General features: G+C 35.8%; 16 protein-coding genes. 5 read left to right on the top strand and 11 right to left on the bottom strand.

Features of this window, described 5'->3' with window-relative positions; all coding sequences use genetic code 11:
• Positions 1-67 precede the first annotated feature (67 nt).
• On the bottom strand, positions 68-610 hold the full coding sequence (locus ACQ5H4_RS01780) for a glycerol-3-phosphate responsive antiterminator (RefSeq protein ID WP_430773266.1): 543 nt from the start codon (positions 608-610) through the stop codon (positions 68-70).
• Between the two features lie 108 nt (positions 611-718).
• On the bottom strand, positions 719-1558 hold the full coding sequence (gene ku, locus ACQ5H4_RS01775) for a non-homologous end joining protein Ku (protein ID WP_430773265.1): 840 nt from the start codon (positions 1556-1558) through the stop codon (positions 719-721).
• A 132-nt stretch (positions 1559-1690) separates the two neighbouring features.
• On the opposite strand from ku, the gene ACQ5H4_RS01770 reads away from it, so the two are divergent.
• A complete protein-coding gene (locus ACQ5H4_RS01770; protein WP_430773264.1) occupies positions 1691-3520 on the top strand; it encodes a DNA ligase D in 1830 nt (609 codons plus the stop codon).
• Between the two features lie 28 nt (positions 3521-3548).
• On the opposite strand, the gene dapF is transcribed toward ACQ5H4_RS01770, so the two are convergent.
• The 8 genes from dapF to ACQ5H4_RS01730 all read right to left on the bottom strand — a co-directional run bounded on the left by dapF (position 3549) and on the right by ACQ5H4_RS01730 (position 10486).
• Complete coding sequence (gene dapF / locus ACQ5H4_RS01765; protein WP_430773263.1) at positions 3549-4523, bottom strand: diaminopimelate epimerase; 975 nt, start codon at positions 4521-4523, stop codon at positions 3549-3551.
• An 88-nt stretch (positions 4524-4611) separates the two neighbouring features.
• Positions 4612-5859, bottom strand: a complete 1248-nt coding sequence (locus ACQ5H4_RS01760; RefSeq protein WP_430773261.1) for an EAL and HDOD domain-containing protein — start codon at positions 5857-5859, stop codon at positions 4612-4614.
• 149 nt (positions 5860-6008) lie between these two features.
• Positions 6009-7304: an NCS2 family permease gene (locus ACQ5H4_RS01755; RefSeq protein WP_430773542.1), complete on the bottom strand. Its 1296-nt coding sequence runs from the start codon at positions 7302-7304 to the stop codon at positions 6009-6011.
• Between the two features lie 115 nt (positions 7305-7419).
• On the bottom strand, positions 7420-7992 hold the full coding sequence (locus tag ACQ5H4_RS01750; RefSeq protein WP_430773260.1) for a TlpA disulfide reductase family protein: 573 nt from the start codon (positions 7990-7992) through the stop codon (positions 7420-7422).
• A gap of 84 nt (positions 7993-8076) precedes the next feature.
• Positions 8077-8859 carry a hypothetical protein gene (locus tag ACQ5H4_RS01745; RefSeq protein ID WP_430773259.1) on the bottom strand — a complete coding sequence of 261 codons (783 nt, stop codon included), beginning with the start codon at positions 8857-8859 and terminating at the stop codon, positions 8077-8079.
• 72 nt (positions 8860-8931) lie between these two features.
• A complete protein-coding gene (locus ACQ5H4_RS01740) occupies positions 8932-9126 on the bottom strand; it encodes a hypothetical protein (protein ID WP_430773258.1) in 195 nt (64 codons plus the stop codon).
• Positions 9127-9209: 83 nt separating this feature from the next.
• Complete coding sequence (locus ACQ5H4_RS01735; protein WP_430773257.1) at positions 9210-10058, bottom strand: patatin-like phospholipase family protein; 849 nt, start codon at positions 10056-10058, stop codon at positions 9210-9212.
• A gap of 104 nt (positions 10059-10162) precedes the next feature.
• Entirely contained in the window at positions 10163-10486 is a 324-nt protein-coding gene (locus ACQ5H4_RS01730) for a DUF4870 domain-containing protein (protein ID WP_430773256.1), read from the bottom strand.
• 160 nt (positions 10487-10646) lie between these two features.
• On the opposite strand from ACQ5H4_RS01730, the gene ACQ5H4_RS01725 reads away from it, so the two are divergent.
• The 4 genes from ACQ5H4_RS01725 (at position 10647) to ACQ5H4_RS01710 (ending at position 15286) form a co-directional block, all read left to right on the top strand.
• The gene (locus ACQ5H4_RS01725; RefSeq protein ID WP_430773540.1) at positions 10647-11426 is read left to right on the top strand and encodes an undecaprenyl-diphosphate phosphatase; all 780 of its coding nucleotides are present in this window, start codon (positions 10647-10649) and stop codon (positions 11424-11426) included.
• An 89-nt stretch (positions 11427-11515) separates the two neighbouring features.
• The gene (locus ACQ5H4_RS01720; RefSeq protein ID WP_430773255.1) at positions 11516-12643 is read left to right on the top strand and encodes an amidohydrolase; all 1128 of its coding nucleotides are present in this window, start codon (positions 11516-11518) and stop codon (positions 12641-12643) included.
• A 299-nt stretch (positions 12644-12942) separates the two neighbouring features.
• Positions 12943-13521, top strand: a complete 579-nt coding sequence (locus ACQ5H4_RS01715; protein WP_430773254.1) for a GNAT family N-acetyltransferase — start codon at positions 12943-12945, stop codon at positions 13519-13521.
• Between the two features lie 400 nt (positions 13522-13921).
• Complete coding sequence (locus ACQ5H4_RS01710; protein WP_430773253.1) at positions 13922-15286, top strand: MATE family efflux transporter; 1365 nt, start codon at positions 13922-13924, stop codon at positions 15284-15286.
• Here the strand turns inward: ACQ5H4_RS01710 and ACQ5H4_RS01705 are convergent.
• Positions 15279-16793 (bottom strand): HD domain-containing phosphohydrolase, encoded by a 1515-nt coding sequence (locus ACQ5H4_RS01705; protein WP_430773252.1) that lies wholly within the window; start codon positions 16791-16793, stop codon positions 15279-15281. The two genes, ACQ5H4_RS01710 and ACQ5H4_RS01705, sit on opposite strands and share 8 nt — an antisense overlap.
• Positions 16794-16811 lie beyond the last annotated feature (18 nt).

Below are 16811 nucleotides of genomic sequence, written 5' to 3'. Positions count from 1 at the left end.
AAATATTTGAAAACGCTGTCAATAACTATATGAATAAATTGCTAAAATTTACAAACATTTTAGTAGATTAATATAAGTTCCATAGTTCCTTTTTTGAAGTTGTTATAGACGTAGCACCTGCCTTTAATGCATTATCTACCTCATCAAACGTACGAATAAGACCCCCAGCAAAAATGGGAGTATCAAGTCTATTTTTCACTTCTTTTATCATCCAGGGCATAGCTCCTGGAAGGACTTCAATATAATCTGGCTTCGTTTTATTCACTAGCTTATAGCTCTTTTCTAGTGCATGGGAATCAATTAAAAAAATTCTTTGAACTGCAATTACCCCTTTTTGTTTTGCTTTTAAAATGACACTTGATTTGGTAGAGATTATTCCATACGGTTTAATTTCCTGACAAATATATTCTGTTCCATAATCATCATTTTTCAGACCATGAATCATATCAACATGGTAGATCATGTCCTTTCCATGTGCCTTAGCTAATTGATTAATATTTTTCAACTGGGCGATATGCGTTTCTAGGAACACCCCTACTCGATACGAGCTTTTTAAGAATAACTCAAAATCCTTTAAATTTGATGATGCTGGCAATATTTTTTGGTCCATCCTCTCACATCCTTATCTATTATCTTATTTTGTATATTTGTAATTCTCAAGGACTTTTTATGCAAAAAAAGAAAAAGTCAACCTTTGTTACCGGTTGACCTTTTTCTCTTATGCCTGCTTTTTAGTTTTGACTGTCGTTCGTTTTTTCTTGGGAGCTTCCGTGGTCGCTTGTTTCGGTTTTGTTTTATCAATAGACGCTTGTAGTGCAGCCATTAAATCAGTGACATTTGACTTTTGTTCTTTTTCAACTGGCGTAACAATATCTTTACCTGATCGCTTAGATTCAATCAGTTCAATCAATGCGGTTCGATATTCATCTGTGTATTTTTCCGGATTAAACGTTGTGGTTAATTGATCAATCAACATAATAGCTGTATCAAGTTCTTTATCTGTTACTTTATCTTCCGCAGGAACATTTGGGACATCAGCTGCGGATCTTACCTCATCCGGAAAATGAATCGTTTCTATTACTAATGAGTTTTCATACACTCGTATGACAGCCAACTGTTCTTTTGATCGAATGATAATCTTTGCTAGGCCAACCTTTTCAGATTCTTGAAGCGCCTTTCTTAATAAGGAGTATGCCTTTCCACCCCCATCACTCGGGGACATATAATAACTTCGATCAAAATAGATTGGATCGATTTCCTCCATCTTTACGAAATCAATAATCTCCACTGCCTTTTCTTCATTCTCTTTTTTTAATTTATTAAAATCCTCGTCTTCAAGAATGACGAATTTTCCTTTTGTGTATTCATATGCTCGAACAATTTCATCTTGCTTAACTTCTTCATCGCAAACAGGACAAGTTTTTTCATATTTAATCGGAGAGTGACATTTCTTGTGTAATGTCCGAAGCTTAATGTCCTTATCTTCTGTTGCCGAATGAAGCTTGATGGGGATATTTACAAGCCCAAAGCTGATACTCCCTTTCCAAATTGTATGCATGTGCATTCTCCATTCCTATTAGCCATTTTTATTATTTTTGCTTTTAAAAAACACATTATCCTACTTACTATTTGGAAAAAGAGTAAGTAAATGATGATATAGGAAAACTAATAAGTAAGGAGAGTGATTCGTGTGAAACCAATGCTACCTACTTTAACATTTGAGGTACCACAAGGTGATAATTGGAACTACGAAGTAAAATACGACGGCTTTCGTGCCCTTTTATTTTGGGATAAGGAAATAAAATTAATAAGCAGAAACGGAAACTCCTTACTCGAAATTTTCCCAGAAATTAAACTTTACTTAGAAAAAAACAATGAAGTGTTTAAAGAATTTCTACCCTTGGTACTCGACGGGGAGTTAGTGTATCTTGAAAATGAATATAAAGCGCATTTTAGCAACATTCAAGTTCGAGGCAGAATGCGCAGCGAAAAAAAAATACTTGAAAAAGCATTGCATAATCCATGCCGTCTCCTTGTATTTGACTTATTATCATTAAACGGAAAACCTTACAGTGATAGGAATTATGCTGATCGTAAAAAAGCACTTCTTAAGCTTTTTGAAGACTGTCACTTACCCACAGCTCCCGACCCCGTGAGTTCAGATTTAATTCAGCTAATCCCCGCTTCTAAAGATTATCAAGCCGTTTGGGAACACGTCGTTTTACATGATGGTGAAGGAATTGTGGCCAAACAAGATACAAATCAGTGGGAGGAAGGCAAACGAACCACTCTTTGGTTGAAGTTTAAAAACTTTAAATATGTTTCCTGTTTTGTCACGGCATATGAAAAGTCAAATGGGTATTTTTATGTAGGGGTTTACAAGGATACCAATATATATCCAATTGGACAATTTTTATTTGGTATTAAACCCGAGGAAAAACAAGCTCTATTTCAAATTATTAAAGAAAATAAAACAAAAGAGGATGACCGGTTCATCTACGTTCAACCTGCGATCTGCTTAGAGATTAAGTATTTAGAACTTTATGATGAACAAATGCGTGAGCCTCATTTTGAACGGTTTCGATTTGATCTTTCACCTGAGGATTGTACGTTTGATAAATTTGTTCACCAGCAAAAGAATTTGCCTCAGGATATTGATATCACCCATCCAGAAAAGCCCTTGTGGGAGAAACCAGCGGTGAAAAAGATTGATTTTATTCGTTATTTACAGGAAATTTCACCGTATTTATTGCCCTTTTTACATAACCGACTATTAACCGTTATACGTTATCCACATGGGATGTTCGGTGAAGCTTTTTATCAAAAAAACTGCCCTGACTATGCACCTGATTTCGTTGAAACCGCCTTCCACGAGGGAATCAATTATATCGTTTGCAATAATTTAAAAACGTTATTATGGTTAGGTAACCAGCTGGCATTTGAGTTCCATATTCCTTTTCAAACTCTATCTAGTTACGGACCAAGTGAAATTGTGTTAGATTTGGATCCTCCATCTAGAAAGGAGTTTAAACTAGCTATTAAAGCTGCTCAAATGATAAAAGAAGTTCTCGACCAATTGAAACTGATTGGGTTTGTAAAAACGTCGGGAAATAAAGGGCTACAGATTTATATCCCACTTCCTGAAAATGAATTTTCTTACGATGATACAAGACTGTTTACAGAATTCATAGCCGAATATTTAATCTCGAAAGCACCTGATTCATTTACTATTGAACGCTTAAAGAAAAATAGGCAAAATAAATTGTATATCGATTATATTCAACATGCTGAAGGGAAAACCATTGTGTCACCTTATTCTGCAAGGGGAAATGATACAGCCGCTTTAGCAACTCCCTTATTTTGGGATGAGGTAACAGACGAACTTCGTATGGAGGATTTTACAATCTTAAACATGATGAAGCGTATCAATGAAAAAGGCGACCCGTTTCAATCCTATTTCGAGACGAAACAAAAGCAAAACTTTTCACCCATTCTTGAATTTTTAAAACAAAAAAAATAGCCGGGGATTGACTTCACCCCGGCTTACCTTACAGCCATTCATTTAACATCTGTTTTGAATGTTCTTCCAGTTTCTTATATTGACTGATTTCTTTTGTGATTTCTTCCTTTTTCACATAAGAAAATACTTGTTGTTCCAACTGAACTTCTATTTGAAAACGATTTGTAAAGGTTGCATTCCCGATTAAGTCAATTTTAAAAGAGTCACCAACTTTATGTGCAACACAGCGTACCTTTCCACCTGGGTTAAACACATCTATCGGCTGTTCGAACTTATTTAGGCCAAGCAAACAAGTAACAAGTGTAGAAGCAGACATCGCTGTTCCACAAGCATTCGTAAACCCAACTCCTCTTTCAAATGTACGTACAAAGATACTTCCTTCCTGAAGCGGCTTAACGAAGCTCACATTTACTCCATCTGGAAATAACTCGTTTGGATTATTTACCTTTTCACTCAGTTCTTTTTGTATATTTGATTGAATTTGAGCTTTTGATACAATTCCAATTAGATGAGGGTTTGGTACTGCAACTGCAGTGAACTTAATTTCTGAAAGTTCTTGTATTGGTTCATCTATTAATGTTTTTTGATTCATATTTAATGGAAGATCTTTAAGTTCAAAGGAAACAGGCGAGATTTCTACCTGATATGTAGGGATTTCTCCAAGTATGCTTTCTCGCTCTTTCACTTCCAAATTCGCTTTCATCGTTTCTATGATTGCATTTTGGATGGAAAGTTTTTCACAAACATAACGGGCTACACAGCGTAATCCATTTCCACACATTGACGCCTCTGACCCATCTGCATTAAATACTCTCATTTTGGCATCAAATTTTTCACTACCTAGTACAAATAAAATACCATCAGCTCCAACACCATTTTCTCTATTACAAAGAAGTAATGCAAGCTCGGATCGCTGTTGCTCAGTAAATAAAGGATTGGTCATTTCATCAATGATGAGGAAGTCATTATTTGATCCATGACATTTTAATATTTCTAAAATCACATTCAAACCTCCGTAAACATACATATTAATATTCTACATTTCCTCTATTGTACAATAAAGTAATCGTGTAGAACATTATGTTTGTATTTTATAGATAACAAATATCTTCTACAACCATTCGATTAGACCAATTGATTGCTTCAGCATATAGTTTGAATAAATCTGTTTCCATGATTCCAAGCTTTTTACATAATTCTCCGATCATTTTCCATTGTGCCTTTTCAACAGCAACGGCAAGGTCCAACACATCTTTATACTCGTTTTGCACTCCCATTAACGCTTGGACCATCTCCTCGTTTAGCGGAAGTGAATCAATCATTTTCTCTATTGGAATGGCTTTAACCCCATTCATAAAAGAAAAAATTCCTGTCATAAAGTATCCTGGTATTTTTTCGGATTTACCATTCCGTATTCTCCCAATTTCTTCGCACAGTCTCCCTCTTGTTAAGCATAGTTTTGCCACGTCTAAGGAAACACTAGAGGTTTGAGTTAATTCTTCCCTTGCTGCCAAAACATATATCCAGTTCTCTATTTCAAAGGGTCCAAACTGTTCGACCGCTTGGCGAATATGATAGATTTTTTCTTTTAATTTATTTGCAGGTGAATTAATTAGTTTTAAAATTTTGTATGAAAGAGAAGGATCTCTTTCAATAAATTCAACTATATCATTAACAGAAGTCTTTTCCTTTGATATAAATGCTCTCATATCAACATAAGAGGTAAAACAAGCTGGGATATCAAATGTTGAGAAAATGGCAGGCTTTGCAAAATAATAGCCTTGAAACAGACTATAACCATTAGATTTTGCTTCCAAATATTCTTCATTGGTTTCTATTTTTTCAGCGATTAAGGTTGTATTACTATCCATTGCCTTCTTATTTATGCGCTGTCTTACGCTCTTATCTGTTTTTTGGAAGTCAACCTTTATAAAATTCGCCTGTTCTAATATGTCATTGGAATAGGGGTTTAATTCATCTAGCAAGCTAGAATTAATCGCAATTTTATAATGACTTTTCTTCATTTCTTTTAAAATTTCTAATAGATTTCTACTTGGGCGTGTAGTTTCAACAAGCTCTACGACAATTTTCTTTGAACTAACATAGGAAGGTAATCTCATATCTATAAGTTTCTCTGTAAAATTTATAAAACAAGGCCTTCCTTCAGAAAGAGCATCTATCCCTATATTTAGAAAGCTATTAATGATCAACTCAGTAGTAGCTCGGTCACCATCTACATTTGGAAATTCATTAATATTATTATTTCGATAAAGGAGCTCGTAAGCAAATATCCCTTCTTGCTGATTAAATATCGGCTGCCTTGCAACAAAAACTTCCATCTAACTCCCTCCGACCATTGCTCTTTGGCGAATATTTATATTTTATCGGAGGGAAATCATAGATACTGTCGAAGTTTGTAGGAAAGAAAATATTTATTGTTCTATAAATAAAAATAAGGAGCATCTCATAAAAGGATGCTCCTTATCAATCATATATAATGTGTAAAGAAATTAACAAGGAATAAAAAAGCGATAACATAAAGAGGAACTGAAACGTCTCTCGCTTTACCTATCGAAATTTTCACGAGCGGATATAATATAAATCCGATTGCGATTCCGTCAGCAATGCTATACGTGAATGGGATCATCACAATCATTATCAACGCAGGAAAGCTCTCGCTTAAATCCTTCATGTCTAGGTTTCGGATATTTTGAAGCATTAATCCACCAATAATAATGAGGATAGGTGCGATTGCCGAATCTGGTATCCACTTAAAAACCGGGATAAAAAATGCAGAAGCAGCAAATAAAAGACCTGTTGTTACAGCAGTTAACCCTGTTTTTCCACCTGCAGCCATACTCGATATACTTTCCACTGTAGAAACAGTTGGACTTGTACCGAAAATAGCTGAAACAAAGGCAGAAACAGAATTTGCTTGTAAACCTTTGGAAAACTTTTCTGGATGATTGATAAATTGCGCGTGGCCATGAACCAAGCCGATATTTTCAAAAATTAGTACCATCGATAATGAAAATACTGCAACCCAAAAAGAAAAAGTAAGCACTTTAGCAAACGACATAGCCCCAAAAACTTCTACGTATTCGCTGATAGAGAAACTTGCTTGATTTCCCCCAGAAACATCGATGGTTCCAAAAACCCAAGCAATCATTGTTCCAACCGCTACCGTTAACAGAAAGTTTCCTGGAACTCCTCTTAAAAATAAAATAACCGCAATAACAAAGGTAAAAATAGAAGCCAAGACACTAGGTTCATTTAACGCACCAAGTGCTATTAAACTATTGGTTCCTTTTACAACTAAGCCGGCTTTTTCTAGACCAATAAACATGAGAAATAGCCCTAAGCCTACCGTTATTGCTTCCTTTAATGACTGCGGGATTGCCTGACTAAGCTTAATAGACAAGCTAGTAAAGGCAACAATCATAAACATTATTCCTGATACAAATACAACCGCTAACGCTTCCTGCCAGCTAAGACCCATTGTTTGCACGAGGGTATAAGAAAACAGTGCGTTAATTCCCATTCCTGGAACAAGAATAATTGGTGCATTCGCCCACAAGCCCATTAGAAGACAACCGACAACAGACGTAAGAATAGTCGCGATTATTGCTCCTTCAAGCGGAATACCTGCTTCAGATAAGATAAGCGAATTAACAGCAACAATATACACAATTGTGAAAAAGCCAATTGTTCCTGCAGCTATCTCCTTTTGAAGGGATGATCCATGCGCTTCAATCCTAAAAAAACGATGTAACCATGCACTTATCATATGGATTCCAATCTATTTAATTAGCCCTCTCCCTACCCGCTTTCACTCAGTAAATATGAGTCAGCCACAATCATATATTTTATCACATTTTGCCCTTACTGCCAATTCCTTGTTAAGGTAGTCGCATCAATTCTTTATACATATTTTCTTTATCAAGAGCACCTGTCACTTTATTTCTTATGACTCCGGTTGAATCAATAAAATAACTTGTTGGATATGCCAAGATTTCATATTCAGCAGACACTTCTCCCTTTTCGTCTAATAAAATGGGAAAGGTCAGCTTTTGGTCGCGGACGAAGGCTGTTACGTCCTCAAGGCTATCTTCCGTGTTTGTCATGTTCAACGCAAGAATGACAAATCCATCATCCTTATGTTCTTTATACAACTCCTCCATATGTGGCATTTCAGCTTTACAAGGTGGACACCAACTTGCCCAAAAATTCAATAGAACCTTCTTTCCACGATAATCTGACAGGCTCACTTGGTTCCCGTTTAAATCCATCACTTGAACGTTTGGTGCTTGATTCTCCAATTTTATTCCTACTGGAAGACTGTTGGCATCTTTGATTATTTCGTATTTATTTTCGTCTACTTTGCTAATTAACCCCTTCTCTTTTAATACAAACTTGTCAATGATAAACAGAACTGAGACAATCAACGCAATGATGATCATAAATTTTCTCATCGTAAATCCTCCACAATAAAAACCAACCCAGGTTGAAGTTGGTTTCATCATACTATAACTATTTGAATTATTCTATCTCAGAGCTCAATGATTTCTATAGCGATAAATCTTGGTCAGAATGGAAAGGAGTATGACTTTATCGTAATCGGATACTTCTTTACTAAAAGTAAGTATGGGTGTATTAACATCTTTAATATGCTTGTCCCAGATACGCGGCAGAAAACCTCGTCTCACTCTAGCCAATATTTCTCCTTGAAAGTTGTATATTTTGATATCCGTAAAAAAGGCAGAGGATTGAACGATTACTTCCTTTTTAGCAAAATTCGTTTCTACCACATACCTTTTAATAGACTTCCTTTGAACACGCGTAACACATTTACCACCCACATTATTCATGATTAAAATGTTCTTACCTTTTAGTATAAACGTGTATAACTCTCCAACATCTGACTTTGAAAAGGTATACGTTTTCGGGAAAAGTTGATCTATAAAATAAGGAATAAACCATCTAAATTTGTATTGATAAAAGTCCTTTATTTCCGCACTAAGTTGACCATTTTCACTAAATAGAAGCATCCTTAATGAGGGGGCAGGAAGAAACTGAATAGCCATAGAAGAACCTACAACACACTCTGCTGATCTCCCAATAACCGACTCTTCCGAATCTTCCATTCTATGTTTATTGACTAGAAATATTTGATAAGATATGAAACTGTAAACAATAAAAGGCAGAATTGATAGGAGAATACTATAATGTTGTTTCAGAGTAATACCGATACATACTAGAAAAAATGGTGGTATTTGTGCAACAATGCTCGCATGTAAACTTGTCATCGCTGCGTAGTAATAATAATTATGGATTTTCATAAAACAGTCTCCTTAGAAAAAATTTCCCTAATTCATTCTATGAAACTGTTTCACTATTCATGATACTTCTTATTATCCTTGCACCCTTACTTTTGTTCGGTGAATTACATTCTTCACTTTTTTCAAACAGTTACCAATAAAAAGTGATAGTTTTTTCTCAATTTTTCCAGCCCCATATACATAACGTTGATAAAAGAATTGAATAACCTCTTCAAGAAACAAGAGAGTAATAAAAGGTGTAAGTGCAAGCAAGACCCATACCGTCATTTTAATCTCCTCCCTGATAATGTTTTACATTGTATTCAAAACAAAACCAATCAATGAAACTTGTATTATATGTAATTTTAGGCTTAAAGACGCATAATAGCCTCAATACTTGCAAGCCCATCTTCGTATCCTTGTTGATATAGCTCTTCTAGTCTCGTCGCATTCCTCTCTAATCGTCCAACCTTAATTGGGCTTGACGGTCGAATAACCATAATATTTCCCTTCTTTTCTTCCTGTATAATCTCATTTATTGTGTCATTATACATTTGATATCGGCGTGTTAACGCTCGTTGAAGACCGGGATACTGAGAGTACTTCTTTTTCACAATAAAACCAAATCGTGATGGTTTTTTTGTATACCCTTCGTTTCTAGTTAATACGATAACATTCTTTCCAAAACCATCACTCTTGGCCTTTTTTAAAGGAATCGAATCACTTATTCCACCATCTAATAGGTATTTACCTTTAAAAAATATTTCTTGTGATACAAATGGCAGAGAGCTCGACGCCTTCAATACCGTCAGCATATCTTTACCATAATCACTTTTTTTAAAATACACAGGTTGACCCGAAATACAGTCAGTTGTTCCAATGACAAATTCTGTTTTATTTTGATAAAACGTTTCGAAGTCAAACGGGATTAGCCTTGATGGAATTTCATTGAAGATGAAATCCATCCCAAATAACTCCCGTTTTTTTATATAATTCTGCAAAGAGAGATAACGTGAATCCGATATATACTCAAGATTCACCCTTTTATTTCTCCCTTTCTGCTGTGATAAATACGAAGCAGCATTACAAGCACCTGCAGACACTCCTATGACATAAGGAAAAGATATTCCATTGTCTAAGAAACTCTCTAACACACCTGCTGTATATACTCCGCGCATTCCGCCGCCTTCTAATACAAGACCTGTTCCCTCTACAAACACACCATTACTTCCTTTCTTTATACCTTCATTTACATATTATAACAAATTTCAATTTTTCTTACATACAAAAAAGCCCAGAGTCCTCTAGGCTTTTATGTGAAACATTATCGTATGAGACGGAAAATGAGCGGAATTCGATAAGATGTTCCCTCGTACGCTTTAATAGCCCCAATAATCGTAAAGATAAATCCAGCCAGTCCAACGACCCAAATGGTTAAAAAACCAATTAAGACAATCATTAAAATAACACTAACAAACGTGTAGACGGTGTAGGAGATAAAAAAATTCATGTACTCTTTTCCATGGTAATCAATGTATGATGACGAATCTTTTTTAATAAGCCAAATTAGCAATGGCCCGATAAACACTGTAAAAAAGCTAATCACATAAATGGCAGCTGCCAAGGTTCTTTCTTCATTTGTTGGCATTCTATTCACTCCTTTTTATCCTATAGTATTATTTACGGTTGAAATTATGAAAGGTTTCATAAGAATTATGTACAAATATTCCGACTTCGAGAGTTCTTGATCTGGACACGCTGCCATAGATATATAGTAGTCAACTTATAGAGAGGTGAAGCAGCTAATGATGTCTAAAATAGAAGCATTTGTACTCGGTATTATACAGGGATTAACAGAATTTATACCCATCTCTAGTACTGGTCACTTGTATTTAGGAAGGCATTTATTTGGACTTGATGAAGCGGGTATTTTCTTAGATACGATGCTACATATCGGAACACTATTAGCGGTTTTAGTCATTTATAAAAATGAACTCATTACAATAATAAAGAATCCTTTTGGAAAGCTTTCTAAACTTGTTATCATTGGTACGATTCCAGCAGTTATAGTTGGGCTCTTATTAAGTGATTTATTTGATTCTATCTCTAAGAGCGGTATCACCATAGGCTGGGAATTTATTATTACTGGAATTATTTTATGGATCGCAGAGGGTGTACGTCGCGGTGAAAAAACGCTTCATTCTATCACATACGGAGACGCTTTATTCATCGGAACTTTCCAAGCTGCAGCGATCTTCCCTGCTGTTTCACGTTCAGGGTTAACTATTGCCGCCGGTCTGTTCAGAAAGCTCGATCGCGAAACTGCTGCTTACTTCTCATTTCTACTTTCTATTCCCGCTATTGCTGGTGGAGTGGTTTTACAATTTGGAGAATTAGCATCTGGACAGGTTGAGAATATTAGCTTTAGCAGTCTTCTTGTTGCGACAATTGCTTCAGCTTTATTTGGATATTTTGCCATTGTTTGGATGATAAATTTTTTAAAGAAGCACTCCTTACGATTTTTTGCTGTGTATGTTTGGATATTAGGTCTATTAATCATCATACTACAGTTGATGGGAATTTTTTAATACACTCACCTTCTGGTGGGTTTTTTCCATTCTTTATAGTTTGGGAGATTGAAACATAAAAGAATATGAATGAAAGTTAGGTTGAAAAGATGAACAAAATACTATTAAAAAATGCTCATATTTATCCCATTACTTCAAAACCCATTCATTGTGGGGATATCTTAATCGAGGATGGTAAAATAAGTAAAATTCATTCTAAAATTTCTTCTGACAGTACAACAAAGATCATTGATTGCAATGGTTATTTTTTATTACCAGGTTTTATTGATACACATACCCATTTAGGTCTTTACGATGAAGGGACAGGCTGGGCTGGTAATGATGCGAACGAAACAATCGATCCAATGAGTCCTCATGTTCGTGCCATAGATGGTGTGTATCCTCTTGACCCTGCCTTTTCTGATGCTATCAAGCATGGAATCACCACTGCTCATGTTATGCCAGGAAGCGCCAACGTAATTGGAGGAACGACCTCTGTCATTAAGACATTTGGAAAAAATATTGAAAAGATGATTGCGCAAGAAACAGCCGGTCTAAAAATTGCATTAGGTGAAAATCCAAAAAGAATCCATAGTCAAGGAAATAATGATTCGATCACTAGAATGGGAATCATGGGAATGCTTCGTGAAAAGTTTAGAGAAGCTCAGTATTGTGATAATCCAGATTTATTACGAATTGCTCCGATTGTTATGGCATTAAAACGAGAGATACCAGTTCGTATACATGCTCATCGGGCAGACGATATCATTTCGGCGGTTCGATTTGCAGAAGAATTTAACCTCGACTTACGAATAGAACATTGTACAGAAGGCCATCTTGTTGCAGAAGAATTGGAAGGGATTGGTCTCAAGGTTAGTGTTGGCCCAACCCTAACAAGGCGTTCAAAGGTAGAACTAAAGAACAAAAGTTGGAAAACTTATCAGGAATTAACTGACCATGGAGTAGAAGTCTCCATTACAACGGATCATCCATATACCCCTATTCAGTACTTAAATATTTGTGCAGCAATTGCTACTCGAGAAGGACTTCCAGAGCAAAAGGCATTAGAAGGAATTACTATATTACCAGCACGAAATTTACGACTTGAGGATAAAATTGGAAGCATTGAAATTGGTAAAGAAGCAGACCTAGTTCTTTGGAGTCATCATCCATTCCATTTTTTATCAAAACCAAAATGGACAATGATAAAAGGCTCTATAGTATATAGTCAAGCGTGATTTTTGTAGGATTTTGTCTGTCAAAAATTGACGATAAAAATAGATCATTTTCTATGCATTTTCCTATTCCAATCGGGAATAAATTTTAGTATGATACTTTAGTGAGTAATAAGTAATTTATTTTATTAGAATAAAATATAGGCAAGACTAGGGAAGGCAAATGGTGCGCCACCAGGTATCTGGTTCTAGTGGGTTCGATTCCCACCCCGAAATTTTTTAGCACTACAAAAAATTTCGAGGGTAGGATCGGAGCTCTATTTGTCATGGAGTCGGACTGTCCTCATATTGGAGGGATACACATGATCAAGAAGCGCGAGCTTCACGACTGCCATGCACTTTACGATTTGATGACGCATCCAGAAGTCTTTCCTTTTGTGCGTCAAAAAGCACATTGTTATGACGAATATTTATTTATAACAAAACAAACAATGGAAGCAGAAGAACGTGGAGAAATAATCTCTCGTACGATTCTTGATGAATGGGGTTCTCCAATAGGTACAATTAATTTGTTTGATATCGAGGACAATGCCGGCTTTCTTGGCACTTGGCTTGGAAAACCATACCATGGCAAAGGATACAATAAGATTGCCAAAGAAACTTTTTTTGAAGAGCTTTTTTATGAATTAGGAATAGAGACCATTTATATGCGAATAAGAAAGGTTAATGTCCGCTCCCAAAAAGCAGCTGAGAAACTTCCTTATGTTGTTTGCGCAAATGAAACGAGAAAAGCATTACTTGACCAATTAAACAAAGATGAAGATCTTTATAACTTATACGAAATACCAAAAGATTTATACACATTGCATGTTAAGCGTGAAAGCCATCATCAATCGCAACAACCTTTACATCAAGATTCAACACACCTATTAGAAGCATAAACGTATATATGATTTAAAGAAACGCTCTTTTTATAATGAGCGTTTCTTTTATTGTGGTTGTTGAGGGACTTCCTCCTGAACCACGAAGTCGGCAGTAAGGAGGTCATCAAGTTCCTCATTGGTGAGTGTTTCAAAACGCCCATCCATGTATAGTACCTGAGTTTGATTGGGATTAATGCGATTTAAGTTGAAATTCATGCAGGTCGCTTCCTTTCAAGAGATGTTGTCTTCATTTTTCACAAAAGAATTAGATTTCATTCACCCCTATCAAACTGTTCATAAAATTTAAAAAATATTATGACATGTACGTGAAAGGTTTGTGTCAAAAATTTGTTAGGCAACAGAAGTAAATGTGTTATAATTTCAATCGTTACTTGAATAGAAACTGAGGAAAATCATAATGAATCAAACACACACAAAGAAAGAAAAAATCAAACAACTTTTGTACATTCTTTTACCCATTCTCGTTACTCAACTTGCTTTATTTTCAATGAATTTTTTTGATACAACCATGTCAGGTCACTACAGTCCGATTGATCTAGCAGGTGTCGCCATTGGTTCGAGTATTTGGACTCCTGTATTTACAGGTTTAAGTGGGATTTTGCTTGCAATAACTCCAGTTGTATCACAGCTTATTGGAGCAAAGAAACGTAAGGAAATACCTTTTCAGGTCATTCAAGGAGTTTATCTATCAATCACTCTAGCAATAGTTGTTCTTATCATAGGTGCGATTACATTAGACTATATTCTTCAGTCTATGAGTCTTGAACCAGCTGTTGAACAAGTTGCTCATGACTACTTAGTAGCTCTTAGTTTTGGGATTATCCCCCTATTTGTCTATCAAGTATTGCGCTCATTTATTGATGCACTTGGAAAAACTAGAGTTACCATGTTTATAGCTCTTTCCTCCCTACCTATTAATATTATTTTCAACTATATACTTATATATGGTAAATTTGGGTTTCCTGAGCTCGGGGGAGTTGGTGCTGGCTATGCCACGGCCATAACATATTGGATGGTTACAGGGATTGCGATATGGATTATTACTTCTAAAGAGTCTTTCTCAACTTTCCATGTGTTCAGTAAGATTTATCCATTCGCATTAAAAGCTTGGAAAGAAATACTTATGATTGGCATTCCGATTGGCTTAGCGATATTTTTTGAGACGAGTATTTTTGCAGCTGTTACCCTTTTGATGAGTACCTTTAATACCGTTACCATTGCTTCTCACCAAGCAGCTCTTAACTTCGCGTCTTTTCTTTACATGATCCCTCTCAGTATATCTATGGCTCTGACAATTGTTGTTGGCTTTGAAGTGGGGGCAAAAAGGTATCGTGATGCGCAAATCTATAGCTGGATTGGATTAATAATGGCTGTTAGTATGGCTCTTGTATGTGGAATTATTTTAGCTCTATTACGAACAGAAATTGCCTCTATATATACAAGTGATCATGAAGTATTACAATTAACGGCACATTTCTTATTGTATGCATTATTTTTCCAGCTTTCAGATGCCATTCAAGCACCTGTTCAAGGTGCTCTACGCGGCTACAAGGATGTTAACATCACATTTATTATGTCACTTGTTTCTTATTGGATAGTGGGCCTTCCATTCGGCTACTATTTAGGCCATTATACCGATTGGGGTGCTTTTGGATACTGGATTGGTCTCATTTCAGGATTAGCTGTTGGTGCAATATGTTTGTCCAGTCGCTTAATCTATGTACAAAGAAAAATGTATAGTAAGAAGGCCAGCTCTAACTAAGAGCTGGCCTTTTATCTTCTTCTTTTATACGATTCATATTAGAAATAAACAGATCCACCATTTCACTATCCCACTGGGTGCCTTTACCAGAAAGAAGAATATTTAATGCTTTTTCTTTTATCATTCCTTTTCTATATGGACGATCAGACGTCATGGCATCAAAACTATCAGCAACTGCAATAATTCGACCATAAAGGGGAATTTCCTGTCCTTTTAACCCGTCTGGATACCCTTTTCCATCGATTCGTTCATGGTGATGTCTAATACCTGGTAACATCCCAGCAACTTTACTTACCGGTTGTACCTGCTTTAATATATGTTCTCCAATTACGGGATGAGCTTTAATATGAGCGAACTCTTCTTCCGTTAACTTTCCTTCTTTGAGCAATACATGGTCAGGCACACCAATTTTCCCTATATCATGTAATAATGCTGTTTGGTAGAGCAGGTCTAAATCATCCTTATCTAAACCAAGGGCTTGACCAATTTCAAGGGAGAACTTTGCTACACGGGAAGAGTGACCTGACGTGTATGGATCTCTCGCATCAAGAGTAGTTGAAAGAGATGTCATAAAACTTTCTAATAGCTGTTTATTGGTGGATTCCCGTTCATTAATGGCATTCACCATATGATTAAATCCGATAAACACTTTTGAAAATTCATCTGTATACACATTTGTTTTAATAAAGTTATAGTTTTCATTTTTAACATTTTCCATTAATTCCTGTAGTTGACGAAGAGGACTTTCAATATCTCTTGTCATAAACCTAGATACTAATATGGAATATATAACGGTAAAAACAATAATTAATCCGGCCCATTGCCAATACACTTTTATTTCCATTCCGGTTAATTGCGACAATTTGATTTGTGCTGCTAAAAGGAAAAGTAGGACAGGGAGAACCCCAATAATTAATATAGTGTATTGAAATTTCTTCTGAATAGCAACAACCATATCATTTTCAAAAAATAAAGAGTTTTCACCTAATCTAAGCATATCTTTCATCGCTATTGAAATTGGTTGTATCGCTCGCAGTGTTAAATAAAACTCTGTTAATGCATGAAGAATCGCTACAAATATGGCTGCTATCGTTGAGTAAAGGATATATATCATGGGAACATGAAGTTTCCCCATAGAAATAAAGATAGCTGCTAACAATGTTGCGGGGATGGATAGTCCTAAGTAATGTGGCAGCATGATTCGTTTCACCGTAAGGATAGGAAACTGATATAGCTGTCTAAGACCTTTTCTTACTTCTTCGTCTTTTACATTGGTAGTAGTAAATACAGCTTTAATAGGCTTTATATGATAATAGAACGTAATCGCTTCACATGTGAACATACAAAAAACTGAGAGAACCATGATTAATAGTAAATAAAACTGGTCATTTGCACTAATATCAATAGTTGAAAACATGAGCGTTCCCCCGACTCCGAAGACGGCTAATAAGGAACCAATAATATAATTGGTGATTAGTTGTTTAATAAATTGTTTGTACGTTGTCATTTCTCTCACCTAGAGCCT

Origin of the sequence: Bacillus coreaensis, assembly GCF_050586445.1 — a bacterium.
GTDB lineage: Bacteria > Bacillota > Bacilli > Bacillales > Cytobacillaceae > Robertmurraya_A > Robertmurraya_A coreaensis.
This window is presented reverse-complemented; position numbering and strand designations above follow the sequence as displayed.